Below are 14045 nucleotides of genomic sequence, written 5' to 3' on the forward strand. Positions count from 1 at the left end.
TTATTGCCCGCGCGGAGCGCTCTCAACCGCGGCCCGTGCTCCCGGTGTGTGGCCGTGCGCCCGGCCGTGCGCTCTGGTCCGGCCGTTCGGCGAGGTCTTCCATGTGGAGTGCGTGGGTCGGTCCACTGCACAGGATCCAGTGGGCTGGGGGATACGGCCGCCTCAATCCCCGCGGGCGGCCGACCGGTCCGGGAGGCGCGCGGCGTCTCCCGGACCGAAGCGCTGTACGGCCTCCGGTCACCGTTCCCGCACAGATGCCACTCCGCCAGAATGGCCGGATGACGACCCTCGTTGTGCAAGACCGAATGGCCTTTGCCGGGGGCGCATTCGCATCTGGGTGCGCGCTTCTGTACCCCCTCCGGTACGCCGTTGTCATGGCAGCATGGTGCTGAACGCCCTCGGCGTTCAGTTGTCCACAGCCTGTGGAGGCGGCGATGCGGTGGTTGGTGGGGTGGAGCAGTACTGCCGCGAGCTTCGGCACGGCCGGTTCGGTGGGCGGCGCGGACGAGGGGCGCACGGTCCACCCCGTGGGCTCGCAGCTGCTGTGGGGCGATCCCGACCCCCTCTGGGCGGTCGGTGACTGGCGGCCGGACGAGGTGCGGGTCATCACGGTCGACCCCTTCACCCGCCTTGCGGTACTGGGCTGTTGTGCCGCGACGGACGAGGAACTGCGGGTCGGCCTGTTCGCCGCGCGCGGGGGAGCGCTGCGTCATCTCACCGCCTGGGCGGGCAGTTACACGGTCGTCGTGCAGTCCGGGCGCCGGGTCACCGTCATCGGCGACCTGGCCGGTGCGCGGCCCGTCTTCCACACCCCCTGGGCCAACGGCACCGCGTACGCCACCGCGGCCCTCCCCCTCGCCGACCTGGTCGAAGCCCAGCTGGACATCGGCCACTTGGCCGCGCTGCTCGCCTGCCCCGACGTGCCGGAGGCACTGCGCGACTCGACGCCCTATGCCGGGGTGCGGCGCATCCCGCCGGGCCACGCCCTCATCCTGCGCGACGGCTCCCGGGAGATCACCGGGTACGAACAGGTGGCCTCGCTCGCCGTGGCCGCCGCCCAGGTCGACCCGGACCGGGCCGTGGACGGCGTACGGGACGCCCTCGTCGAAGCCGTACGCGCCCGGCTCACCGCGCCGCGCCACGCCCCCGAGACGCTGCCGCCCGACCCGGGACCGGTACCGGGGATGGGCCCGGCCGAACGGCGCGCCGCGCGCGGGGTCCCGGCGCCCGCCGCGGGAATCGGCGCCGACCTCTCCGGAGGCAGCGCATCAGCCACCCTCACACTTCTCGCGGCCGGACTGCCCGGGGTGCCGGGCACGATCCTCGGCCATGGCACGGGCGCCGGCGAACGCCTCCTCGCCGTCACCTTCAACGACCTCTCCGCACGGGGCCACGCACCCGAGCTGGAACGGGCGGGCGCCATCGCGGCGAATCCGAGACTGCACCACGTGGTCGTAGCGGGCGGCGAAGAGGCCCTGCCGTACGCCGATCTGGAGTCGGGCCCGCTGACCGACGAGCCGGGCCCCTCGCTGATCACATCGGAGCGCCACCGCCTGCGGCTCACCGCCGGCAGTGCGGACCACCTGGTGGGTGACGGCGCACGGCAGGTACTCGACGCGCACCCCGCGCGCCTGGCCGACCTGCTGATGGACCGCCGCAGACGTCATCTGGTCAAGCCGGTCGCGGCGTTGGCCAAGGCGGACGGCTCGGTCCTCATTCCTCTCACCGTCTACCGCGCCGCCCGCAGACTGGCCCGTACTCCGTACCGCGCGGGCATCGAGGCGGCGGCCGTCCGGCTGCGCGACCGTGATGTCCTGTATGCCGCCGAGGGCTCGACGCTGGACGCCTCACTGTCGGCCCTCACCTGGTCACGGCCGGGGCCGGCGGCCCGCTGGCTGACCGGTGAGGCGCTCGCCGAAGTCTCCGTACGCCTCCAGGAGTCGGCGCTGCGGCCCACCTCGGTGCAGCGCCCCGGCGAGGCCCGCGCCCGCGCCGCGCTCGCCCGGTACGCGGCGGACCACCGGGTCTTCGAACAGGCGGCGGAGGTACGGAGCCAGCGGCTGCACGCGCCGTTCCTCGACAACCAGGTGGTACGGGCGGCCCGGCTGCTCCCCGAATCGCTGCGGGTCCAGCCCGGCGCCCGGGCCGAGATCCTCCGTACGGTGCTGTCGGGCGCGGGCATCCACGAGCTGCCGGACGGCTGGGGCGCCCCGTCCCACACCACCGCGAGGGCCGCGTTCCAGCAGGGGCTGCGCGCCTCGCTCCCCTCGCTGATCGCCCTGTTCGACGCCCCGCTGCTCGCGGACGCCGGCCTGATCGAGGCGCGCGTGGTCCGCAAGGCGCTGCGCGCGGCCGCCGAGGGGGAGCGACTGCCGCTCGACGGGCTGGCCGACCTGGTCTCCACGGAACTGTGGCTGCGCAGACTGCTGGCCCGACGCGGCAGCTGCTGGACCGGGACAGCGGCACCGAAACAGCGGGCGGTGGCGGGCGGGGTCGTACCGCGGCGGAGCCTTTAGGGGCCGGCAGTCGGGGGCGGTTGTTGAGGGCTGGTGGTCGGGGCCGGCAGTTGGAGGCTGGTTGTTGAGGGCCGGTGGCCGGGGTCTGGTGGTCGGGGTCTGGCTGTTGAGGGCTGGGGGGCTCCCGTTCCTGTTCGGGCCCGTTGTCCGGATCAGGCCCTGGGTCTGTCGGCGGCCCCGGGCGCTGCGGGCGACAATGGCCCCGTGCGCTATCTCATCCTGGGCGCCACCGCGGCCCAAGACCCCCGGGGCACCGCCGTCGCCATCAGCGGCGCCCGGCTCCGTGCCCTCACGGCGGCCCTCGCGCTGCGTCCGGGCGGCGCGGTGGGGGCCTCCGTGCTCATCGACGACGTCTGGGGTGCGGACCCGCCCCAGGACGCGCCTGCCGCGCTCCAGGCCCTCGTTGCCCGGCTGCGCCGCGCGCTCGGCCGGGAGGCGATCACCTCGGTCCCCGACGGCTACCGCCTCGAAGCAGCCGCCGACGACGTCGACCTGTACGTCTTCGAGCGCACCACCAGGACCGGCACCGCCCAGCTGGCATCGGGCGACCCCGCACAGGCCGCCCGGACCCTCCGCGCGGCCCTGGCGCTGTGGCGCGGCCCGGCGCTCGCCGATCTGCCCGAGCGTGCACACGCCGTACGCCCGGAGGCGCTGCGGCTCTCCGCGCACCGGCACCGTATCGAGGCCGACCTGCGGTGCGTCGAGGCCGCCCCGCGGTCCGGCGCCACGGACGGTCTCGTCCCCGAACTGAGCGGTCTGACCGCTGCCCATCCGTACGACGAGGCGTTCCACGCCCAGCTCATCCGCGCACTGCGCGTGGCGGGGCGGTCCGCCGACGCCCTGATCGCGTACGAAACGGCCCGCCGCACGCTCGCGGACGGCCTGGGCGCCGACCCGGGTCCGGAACTGCGCGCTCTGCACGTGGAGTTGCTGAGCGGATCCCGCAACCTCCCGCAGACGCAGACGCAGACGCAGACGCAGACGCAGACGCAGACGCAAACGGAGACGCCGACGCCAACACCCCTGCCGGGCACGCCCACCCCTCCACCAGTGCCGACTCCGGCACCCGCCCCCACACCGGCACCCGCACCCGCCGACACCCCCGCACCGGGACCCACCCCGCCCCCCGGCAACCTCCGCCCCCGGCTCACCTCCTTCGTCGGCCGTGAGTCCGAACTCGCCGCAGTCCGGGACGATCTGGCCCGTCACCGCCTCGTCACCCTCACCGGGCCCGGCGGCTCGGGGAAGACCCGGCTCGCCGAGGAAGCCGCCCCGGCCGCCGCCGTACCCGCCTGGCTGGTCGAACTCGCCCCGCTCGACGACCCCGGTGGAGTCCCCGGCGCCGCCGTCACCGCCCTCGGGCTGCGCGAGACCGTACTGATCACCCACGAGAAGCAGACGCTGCCCGGCGACCCGGTGGCCAGGCTGGTCGAGTACTGCTCGCTGCGCCCGCTCCTCCTCGTACTGGACAACTGCGAACACCTCGTCGAGGCCGCGGCCCGGCTCGCCGAGACGCTCCTCACCCACTGCCCGGACCTTCGGATTCTCGCCACCAGCCGCGAACCTCTCGGGGTACCGGGAGAAGCGGTACGGCCCGTGGAACCACTGCTACCCGACCCCGCCCACCTGCTCTTCACCGAGCGCGCCCGCGCTGTGCGCCCCTCCTACGACCCGGAAGGCGACCCCGCCGCGGTGGCCGAGATCTGCCGGCGGCTGGACGGCCTCCCGCTGGCGATCGAGCTCGCGGCGGCCCGGGTCCCGCTGCTCACGGCGCGCCAGATCGCGGACCGGCTCGACCACCGTTTCCGGCTGCTGACCAGCGGAAGCCGTACCGCACTGCCCCGCCAGCAGACCCTGCGGGCCGTGGTCGACTGGTCCTGGGAGCTGCTGGACGCGCGGGAGCGTACGGCCCTGTGCCGGGCATCCGTCTTCGCGGGCGGCTGGGACCTGTCCGCGGCCGAAGCGGTCTGCGGCGGCCCGGACGCCATGGCGGCGCTCGTCGACAAGTCCCTGATCGTCGCCACCCCCGCTGACGGCGGGATGCGCTACCGGATGCTGGAGACCATCCACGAGTACGCGGTCGAGCGCGCCGCGGAGGACCCGGAGTCCCTGGTCACGGCCCTGCGCGAGCACACGGCGCATTATCTGGCCCTCGCCGAGGAGGCCGAACCGCTCATCAGATCCGGTGACCAGCTGCCCTGGATCCGCCGGATCGAGACCGAACTCGACAACATCCGGGCCGCGCTGCGCCACACCGTCGAGACCGGCGACGAACCGTCCGCACTCCGCTTCGTACAGGCGATGGGCTGGTTCTGGTGGCTGCGCAACTACCGCGCGGAGGGCGCCGACTGGACCCGGCAGGTCGCCTCGCTCGGCGAGGACCCGGACGCGCGGACCGATCCCCGGTACTGGCCGCGGATGCGGCTGCGCCTTTTCCAGCTCTTCATGGCGATGGAGACCCAGCTGCGGGAGGAGCTGCGCGATCCGCTGACCCAGGAACTGGTGGGACGCGTGTATGAGGCGTTCAGCGGGGGCGGCCCCGAGTCGGCCCGGATGCCTGGGCTGCTCTGGCCGTTCACGGCGTTCTTCAGGGACGAGCACGCCGACCCGTCGGATGGGCTGAACGCCGCGGTCGCCAACTGCCGCACGTACGGCGGGGAGTGGGAGATCGGGGTGGTGCTGATGTTCCGCACCCACATGCGGGTCGACACGCCCGGCGGCATGGGCGGCGTCGACGCGGACCTGGCCGAACTGCGCGAACTGAGCGGCCGCGTCGGCGACCGCTGGATGCGCGCACAGGTCGCGAGTGCGGCGGGCGAGGCCGGTATGGCGCGCGGCAACTGGCAGGCGACCCGGCAGGCCTTCGAGGAGGCGCTGCGGCTGGCCCGTGAGGTCGGCGCGCACATGGAGGCGCCGTTCCTGCTGGCCCGGCTCGCCGAACTCCGGTACCGCAGCGGAGACATGACGGGGGCCGAGGCAATCGTCGAGCAGGCGTCCCTGGAGTCCGAGCGGTACGGAGCCCAGGACGCACAGGCGTACGTCCGCTATCTGCGGGCCGACCTCGCGCTGGCCCGGGGCGAGCACGCCCGGTCCCGGGAGATCCTCGACGGCGTCAGGAAGGATCTCGGGCACAGCGCGCCGCCGCCGCAGTTCACGGTGCTGCTGGACAGCACCGAGGGCCGGCTGGTGGCGTACGAGCAGGGCCCGGCGGCGGGTCTGCGGCTGCTGCTCGGCGCACTGCGCACCGCTCGCGCACAGCAGTGCTCGGATCTCGTCGTCGCGCATGTCGCCGATGCGGCGGCGGGCGAACTGTCGGCACTGGGCGAACACGCCACCGCCGTACGCCTGCTGGCCGCCGCCACCGGCTGGCTCGGCGACAGCATCCGTCCGGTCCCCGAGGCGGCCGATGCGGCGGAGTACGGGGAACGGGCCCGAGCGGTGCTCGGCGTTCAGCGGTACGAGGCGGAGCGGGTGGCGGGAGAGCGGCTGGGGCCGGACGAGGCCATCGCCCTGCTCGACTCCGTACTGTCTCCGCTGTTTCCACGGTCTCCGATGTCCCCACGGCCTCCGGACCTGTCGCCGAAGCAGTCGCTGGAACTGCCGGCGGAGCAATCCCCTGGGGCGGGCGCGGGGCCGGGTCCGGTCAGCGGCAGCTGATCTGTGACTGCGCCCAGTCGGCCACCGCCACCGAGCCGAACGGTCCACTCCGTTCGACCACGAGCCGGAGCGTCCGGTGACCGGCGATCCCGACCCGCACCGGCACGGCCGGATCCCTGCCGTGCACCACGGGCGAACTCCACAGCCGGGTCGCGTCCCCGTACACCGAGAAGCGCACCGCACCGAGCCCGAGCGACATGTCGTCAAGACCGGCCAGTGCTTCGTAAGTGGAGCACTGGCGGTTGAGCTGGACGGTCACGCTGGACGGGGCGTGCACGCTGATGCCGCGGTTGTACTGGGTCCCTCGCATGGACAACTGATGCCGCTGCCACACCGGGCCGCTGTCCTTGAGGCTGAGCTCGGGCTCGGTGTGGTCGCCGGCGAGCGAGTACGCGAGGGCGGCGACCTGGTAGACGGCCGGTGCGGGCGGCGGCGGTGGCGGGGTCGGGGTCGGGGTGGGCTTCGGCGGTGGTGTGGGTTCGGGCGTCGGCGTCGGTGTCGGTTTGGGGGGCTTGGGCGCGGCCTTGGGGGGTTTCGGCGTGGGCTTCGGCTTCGGGGTGGGCTTGGGCGCCGGCGCCGGGGGAGCGGGCGGTGCCTTCGGGTGCGGGGGCGGCGGCGTGGGCTTGGGCGGTACGACGGGCTGCGCGACCGGGGGCGCGGCGTGCGGTGCCGGTTTGGGAGCGTCGCTGCCCGACAGTGCGAACGCCAGGCCGGCGGCCGCCGCGACGACGACACCGGCGGCGATCCCGGCCTTGGCGGGCACGCCGAGCCCTTCGGAGGCGGCAGCCGCGCCGCCGCTCGCCGAACTCCCGCCCGACGCCGCGGCGGCACCTGCCCCCGCGGCTCCGGCGGCCCCGGCCGCGCCGCCCGCGACGAGCCCGGCGGCCTTGAGGGCGGACCCTCCGGCGAACCAGCCGATGACCGCGATCGGAACGAGCCCGGGAATCCCGGCGTTGACGTCCTTGAGTTCGCCCGCCGCGAGCCGGCACTTGGCGCACTCCTCCAGATGCTTCCGCAGCCCCCGCTCGGCCCGCATCCGCAGGCCGCCGCGGGCGTACGCGCCGAGCCGGTCGGCGTACTGCGCGCAGTCGCCGCCCGCGGTGAGCGTCTGGCTCACATGGGCCTGGAGATAGGCCTGCTTGAGCCCTTCACGGGCCCGGCTGGCCAGGACCGCGGTGGCATTGGCCGTCAGCCCGAACAGCGGGGCGACGTCGCTCGGGGACTCCTCTTCCACGGTGGTGTGCCAGAGGACCGCCTGCCAGCGCTCCGGCAGCGACCGGAACGCCTCCATGGCCAGTGACTTCTCGGCTATCCGCATGGCCTGGACATCGGCGCCCAGGTCCAGCGTGTCCTGGTCGGACACCTCGGACGACGAGGACCTGGCGGCCTGGTCGGCGAAGACGGCGAAGTCCTCGACCAGTTGTTCGCGCTTGGCGGTCTTCGTCCACGCCGCGGCGACCCGGCGCACGGTGGTCAGCAGATACGCCCGCACCGCCTGCTCGGGTCCTGCCCCGCCCCGTACCGCCTGCAGGGTGCGCGCGAACACCTCGGCCGTCAGGTCGTCGGCGGTGTGCGCATCGCGGCAGCAGGTACGGGCATAGCGGCGCACCGCGTCGGAGTGCCTGCGGAACAGCTCCTCGTAGGCACTGTCGACGCTGTCCGAGCCGCCGGTGCCCTCTGCGCCCTCTGCGTCCTCTGTGCCGAGCCGCATCTGCGCGATCAGCTCGGCGTCCGACGGCGGCAGGTCCAGGGAGCGCGGCGGCGGAAGCACCCCGTTGCCGCCGCCCTCACGCTGCTGGGGCACGCTGGCCGACCGTTCGCCGCCCGGAGGCGGCCCGCCCTGCCCGGATGCCTTCCCGGCCGACTGTGCCGGGCCCTGCCCGGGCAGCCGATGCGCCCCGCCGGCCTCGCCGAGCGGCTCGTCCCGCCCTTCAACGCTCATCGCGGAAAGCCCCCGTACATACCTCGGACCAGAACACCGGCCAAGACTGACACAAGGAGGACTACAACCGGCCACTCGCATCCGGCAACCACTCATCCGGGGAGTCTTCCCGAATCGGAGCACTAACCGTCACCCATTAGGGGAAGGCTCAACTAATTGTCCCCAGAGCCCGGATGGGCGGCGCCGGGGCGGCCGACGGCGAGAGAGCGACTGCGAGGACTGCCGCTCGACTGCGAGGACAGCCGATCGCGAGGACTGCTGACTACGAGCTGCCGACTACGAGCTGCCGACCGTGAGACAGCCGACGGCGAGGCCGACCGACTACGACGCAGGCGTCCCCGCCCCGGATGCCGCCGCCCGAGTGCTGCCGACGCGGGCACGCCGCAGCCCGCCGGCCTTCATCCGCCATCCGTCCAACCGCCAACGGGCAACCGTCAAACCGCCAACGGTCAGCCCCCGCTCACACTCACCCTCACACCGGACGCGACCGCAGGCCCTCCAGCAGGATGTCCAGCAGCCGTGAGGACGCGGCCGCCTGCTGTGCCGAGTCGGGCAGCGTCGGCGCCGCCGTGGCTATCACCAGCAGCACGTCCGCCACGGTGACATCGCCCCGCAACTCACCTGCTGTGTGCGCCCGGTCCACCAGCCGGCCCACGACCTCCAGCAGCTCAACGGCCCCCGCGCTCTCGGCCGAGAGACCGGGCAGCGCGCCGGTCGCCGACGGCCCGTCGGCGACCCGGGGGGCCGACCGCTGATGCGGTACGCGCGTCTCGTCCGGGGCGGTGCCCGGTCCGCCCGGCACCGGGCCCCCGAGCGCCGCGTCGTCGATTTCGGCCGCTTCGGCCACCCCCACGCGCAGCACCTGGGGCGGCAGCAGCCGTCCCGCACCCGAAGCCACCGACGTCCGCAGGAACCGCGAGAGCGCGGACCACGGTTCGTCCTCCTGCCCAAGTGCCGTACGGGCCTGCTCCGTCAGCCGAGCGGTCTCCTCCTCGGCTATCCGGCTGACCAGGACGTCCTTGCTCGGGAACCGCCGGTACACCGTGCCCACGCCGACTCTCGCCCGGCGCGCCACGTCCTCCATCGGCGCGCCGTACCCCAGCTCGCCGAACACCTCGCGGGCGGCCCTCAGTACGTGTTCCAGATTGCGCTGTGCGTCCACGCGAAGGGGCGCCGAGCGTGTGCCCGCCCGTCCGCTGCTCTCAGCCGGGACAGCGGCCTGCCAACGAGCGTCCTGAATGTGCATATGCGATCCCCCGGTAATGATGTCTCCCCCCGGAGACTCCCCGCCTGGTCCCGCCGGGGCCCAGACCCGACACCCCGGCGAACTACGAACATAGTTGAGCAAGGGGCGATTCAGAAGGGGGTAGTTCCGCACGGAGCGCCCCCCGATCGGAGTATGGGCCTGGACTCTCCCTATTCCACCCCGGTGTCTGCTCACCCTCCCACCCGCTGACCTGCGGCCCTTCCCTTCACGAGGGGAAACACTCCGCTGCGGCACACCGGTGTTCTCCGGTCACACAATTTGTCGGGCCTGTGGACAAAGTCGATCGCCCGTTGCCTCATGGGACAGTGACTGCTCCCTTCTCCCACGAGACGAACCCCGGGCCCGGCCAGGGACACCGGACCGGCACGCGCATTCTCGTCGTCGGCGGCGGCTATGTGGGTCTGTACACGGCGCTGCGTCTCCAGCGGAAGCTGAAGGACGGCGAAGCAGAGATCACCGTGGTCACTCCCGACCCCTATATGACGTATCAGCCGTTCCTCCCCGAGGCCGCCGCCGGTTCCCTCTCGCCCCGCCATGTCGTCGTGCCGCTCAGACGGCTCCTCGACAAGTGCCGGATCGTCATCGGCGAAGCCACGGCCGTCAACCACGCCGAGCGCATCGCGACGGTGACGACCCTCGCGGGCTCCGAGGCCGGCACCGGGGCGACAGAGATCGCCTACGACGAACTCGTGCTGGCGCCGGGCTCCGTGTCCCGCACGCTGCCGATCCCGGGCCTCGCCGAGCACGGCATCGGTTTCAAGAGCATCGAAGAGGCCATCGGACTGCGCAACCACGTCATCGAGCAGATGGACATCGCCTCGTCGACCCGCGACCCCGCGATCCGCGACGCCGCGCTCACCTTCGTCTTCGTCGGCGGCGGCTACGCGGGGGTCGAGGCGCTCGCCGAGCTGGAGGACATGGCGCGCTACGCGTCCCGCTACTACCACAACGTCGACCGCGACGATATGAGCTGGATCCTGGTGGAGGCCGCCGACCGCATCCTCCCCGAAGTCGGCCATGAGATGGGCGAGTACGCGATCCGCGAGCTGCGCAACCGAAACATCGACGTACGCCTGGAAACCCGTCTGGACAGCTGCGACCACCGGGTCGCCGTGCTGAGCGACGGCGCCCGCTTCCCCAACCGGACCCTCGTCTGGACCGCGGGCGTCAGACCGAACCCGGTCCTCGCCGCCAGCGACCTCCCGCTCAACGACCGCGGCCGACTGCGCTGCACGGCGCAGCTCACCGTCGAAGGGACCGCCCACGCCTGGGCGGCGGGCGACGCGGCAGCGGTCCCCGATCTCACGTCGGACGAGCCCGGCAGCGAGACCGCCCCCAACGCACAGCACGCCGTGCGCCAGGCGAAGGTCCTCGCGGAGAACATCGTCGCCTCACTGCACGGCAGGCCCCTCAGCAACTACGAGCACGCGTACGCGGGTTCGGTCGCCTCGCTCGGCCTCCACAAAGGGGTCGCCCACGTCTACGGGCGGAAGGTGAAGGGCTACCCTGCCTGGTTCATGCACCGCGCGTACCACCTCAGCCGTATACCCACCTTCAACCGGAAGGCCAAGGTTCTCGCCGAGTGGACGCTCGCCGGACTCTTCAAGCGCGAGATCGTCTCGCTCGGTTCGCTGGAACACCCGCGGGCCGAATTCGAATGGGCCGCCGGCGGCGACCGCCCGAAGCGGGACTGACGCCGACAGTGTCACCGGTCACACTGGGCGTGTGACCATAGGTGGGCACAGACCCGCACAGAACACCCCGTACGACCCGGATTCCCCGCCGGGTGAGCAGCAGGTCCCAGCCGTCCCGTCACGACAAACGAGGCTTGAAAAGCAGTGAACTTCACGCGCTGGAGCGCCCGGCTCCCCGGAACACAGCGCCGCGCCGCCGCGCGGACCGACCACAGTTCCGTGCCAGCAGCCCGCGGTGAGTCCGGCCGTCCCCCGGGCCGGGAAGCCGAGTTGGCCGCTGACGCCGACCGGTTCCCGGCGCTGGACGAGCTGTCCGTACGGGAGATCCTCGGCAGCCTGCCCGCACTGGTCGCCCTGGTGTACGGAACCGAGCACCGCGTGGCCTACGTCAACGACGCCTACACCGCGGCCTTCGGCCCCCGCTCCACCGGCGAGTGCGCGGCCGACGAACTGCCCGAACTCGCCGAGCTGGGGCTCCTCCCGCTGATGGACCAGGTGCTCCGCAGCGGAACCCCTCGTACCGTCAAGTCCCGCCGGGTGCAGGCCGGTCCGGGCGCCGGTTCGTACACAGTGACCTGCACTCCGGTCCCCAACCTCCCGGAGAACGGCGGGGTCCTCGTCTTCGCCGCCGATGTCTCGGACCACGCCGACGCAGCCGAACGACTGCGGACCAGCGAGCGCAGACAGCGCGAGACGGCAGTCACCCTCCAGCGCTCGCTCCTCCCCCAGGAGCTGGAACAGCCCGATGACCTGCGCATCGCGGCCACCTACCAGCCGGGCGGCACGGACGCGGCCGTCGGCGGCGACTGGTACGACGTGATCACCCTCGGCGCCGGGCGTACGGCCCTGGTCATCGGTGATGTCATGGGCCGCGGGGTCCGGGCCGCCGCGGTCATGGGCCAGCTCCGCACGGCCGTCCGTGCCTACGCCCGGCTGGACCTGCCGCCGCACGAGATCCTCCAGCTGCTGGACGGCCTCGCCTCCGAGATCGACGCCAACCAGATCGCCACCTGCCTCTACGCGGTCCACGACCCCAACGAGGGACGCCTGGTCTACGCATCGGCAGGCCACCTGCCGGTGCTGGTCAGGGACGAGGACGGCACGGTACGCCGCGCCGCCGACCCGACAGGTCCACCGCTCGGGACGGGCGGCTGGCAGCACACGTCGGACTCGATCGCGCTGCCGCCCGGCTCCGCCGCCGTGCTCTACACCGACGGCCTGGTGGAGCGCCGGGGTGAGGACATCGACGAGGGCGTGGCCGCTCTGGAGCGCGCGCTGTCCGGTGCGTCCGGTGCCCCGCAGGTCGTCTGCGACCGGCTGATCCGCTCGCTCGGTGTCACGGCCGAGCACGACGACGACGTCGCGGTCCTGGTCGTCCAGCACCCCGCGCGTACGGGCGCGGCGGCCGAGCTGTTCCACAACGCGGCGCTGGACCTGCTGGGCGGGGTGGAGGCGGCTCCCCGCGCGCGGGCCTTCGCCTCCGGCGTGCTGACGTCCTGGAGGTTTCACGTGGAACTTCACGACCTGGGCGTCCTGGCCGCCAGCGAACTCGTCGCCAACTCTCTCCAGCACGGCACCCCGCCGATGCGGCTGCGGCTGCGCAGGACCGATCGCCGGCTGATCATCGAGGTGACGGACGGCGATGACCATCTGCCGCGCCGCCGTCGCGCGGAACCCGCTGACGAGGCGGGCCGCGGTATCTCGATCATCGCGACGATCGCCTCGTCCTGGGGCTCCCGCCGTACACCGGGCGGTGGGAAGGCGGTCTGGTGCGAGTTCGCGCTCCCCGAGAACACCGCGGACCGGCCGGGCCCACGCCCGTAGCCCCGCCCCTCTGCGGGCTGCGAGGTGCGGGGGGCCGGGTGCCGGCTGTCAGTGCGGTGCCGCCGCGGGCTCCGGCAGATGCGTCGCCACGACCCGCGAACCGTGTCCGAGCGACGGATTGTTCTGTACGGGGGTGAGCCGCCGCCCCAGCCGCAGCGCCAGCGTGGTGATCCCGAGGGAGAACACCACGAAGGTCGCGATGTACAGCAGATGCGCCGAAGCCCCCATCGGCCCGCCGACCGCGGGCCCGATGGCCAGCGCCAGCTGCTTGACCAGCGCGAAGGCCGAGTTGTACTGACCGACCATGGAATCGGGCGCCAGATCGGCGACCAGCGGTGCGACGGTCGGGGACAGCATGGACTCACCGAGCCCGAACAGCGCGTACGTCGAGATGAACGCGGCAGTCGCCATCGCCTGGCTGCCGTGACCCAGCCCCGCGTACCCCGCGATGACCCAGGCGAAGGCCCAGATGAGACCCACAGCGGCGATCACCCGTGAGCGCCGCCGCTTCTCCACGACCTTCAGCACCACGAACTGCGCGATGACAATCACGGCCGTATTGGCGGCCAGCGCGATTCCGAGCGTCGAGGGCTGAATTCCGGCAGCCTCGGTCCCGTAAGCGGCAAGCCCGGACTCGAATTGTCCGTAACAAGCGAAGAAGACAACGAAGCCGAGCACGCAGAGCTGCACCATGGCGCGGTGCCGCAGCAGCGCGCGCACTCCGCCTCCCTTGGGCTGCGGGGCCAGTTCCAGCCCCGGAGCGCGCGGCAGCCGGACGGACGCGGCGATTCCGGCGAGCGCCAGGAACATCGCGGCCTCGATGGTGAAGAGCAGCGTGAAGCTGCTGGGCCGGCTCGCGTCGACGATCTGGCCGCCGACGAGTCCGCCGATACCGAGCGTCAGGTTCTGCAGAAAGAACTGCATGGTGAAGGCGCGGGTCCGGGTGGACGGGGTGGAGCACCAGACGATCATCGTGGCGAGGGCCGGCTGCATGACAGCAGTCCCCGCGCCGAGCAGGGCGGCCGACAGCACAACCGTCGCCACGCCGGCCGAGAGGCCCATGCTCATCGCACCGACGGCGGCCAGCGCGGCGGCCCCCACCAGGACGGGCAGCGGCCCCCGGCGGTCGATGAGACGGCCGGTGA

General features: G+C 72.9%; 7 protein-coding genes (1 of these 7 cut by a window edge). 4 read left to right on the forward strand and 3 right to left on the reverse strand.

What is annotated here, in order from left to right:
* Positions 1-434 precede the first annotated feature (434 nt).
* Positions 435-2516 carry an asparagine synthase-related protein gene (locus tag OG385_RS16685; protein ID WP_266855435.1) on the forward strand — a complete coding sequence of 694 codons (2082 nt, stop codon included), beginning with the start codon at positions 435-437 and terminating at the stop codon, positions 2514-2516.
* A gap of 204 nt (positions 2517-2720) precedes the next feature.
* Positions 2721-6173: a BTAD domain-containing putative transcriptional regulator gene (locus OG385_RS16690; protein WP_266855436.1), complete on the forward strand. Its 3453-nt coding sequence runs from the start codon at positions 2721-2723 to the stop codon at positions 6171-6173.
* Here OG385_RS16690 and OG385_RS16695 read toward each other — a convergent pair.
* Positions 6160-8115, reverse strand: a complete 1956-nt coding sequence (locus OG385_RS16695) for a sigma-70 family RNA polymerase sigma factor (RefSeq protein WP_266855437.1) — start codon at positions 8113-8115, stop codon at positions 6160-6162. The two genes, OG385_RS16690 and OG385_RS16695, sit on opposite strands and share 14 nt — an antisense overlap.
* Positions 8116-8587: 472 nt before the next feature.
* The gene (locus tag OG385_RS16700) at positions 8588-9361 is read right to left on the reverse strand and encodes a TetR/AcrR family transcriptional regulator (RefSeq protein WP_266855438.1); all 774 of its coding nucleotides are present in this window, start codon (positions 9359-9361) and stop codon (positions 8588-8590) included.
* 392 nt (positions 9362-9753) lie between these two features.
* Between OG385_RS16700 and OG385_RS16705 the strand changes: the two genes are divergently transcribed.
* Both OG385_RS16705 and OG385_RS16710 read left to right on the forward strand, forming a co-directional pair.
* A complete protein-coding gene (locus OG385_RS16705; RefSeq protein ID WP_266860927.1) occupies positions 9754-11076 on the forward strand; it encodes an NAD(P)/FAD-dependent oxidoreductase in 1323 nt (440 codons plus the stop codon).
* Positions 11077-11220: 144 nt separating this feature from the next.
* Positions 11221-12900: a SpoIIE family protein phosphatase gene (locus tag OG385_RS16710; RefSeq protein WP_266855439.1), complete on the forward strand. Its 1680-nt coding sequence runs from the start codon at positions 11221-11223 to the stop codon at positions 12898-12900.
* 48 nt (positions 12901-12948) lie between these two features.
* Here OG385_RS16710 and OG385_RS16715 read toward each other — a convergent pair whose 3' ends face one another.
* A protein-coding gene (locus OG385_RS16715) for an MFS transporter (RefSeq protein WP_266860928.1) crosses the window boundary here: on the reverse strand, positions 12949-14045 show its 3' portion. It continues 172 nt past the right edge of the window; the window shows 1097 of its 1269 coding nt (coding positions 173-1269); its start codon lies beyond the right edge, outside the window; its stop codon occupies positions 12949-12951.

Source organism: Streptomyces sp. NBC_01306, assembly GCF_026340465.1.
Taxonomy (GTDB): Bacteria; Actinomycetota; Actinomycetes; order Streptomycetales; family Streptomycetaceae; genus Streptomyces.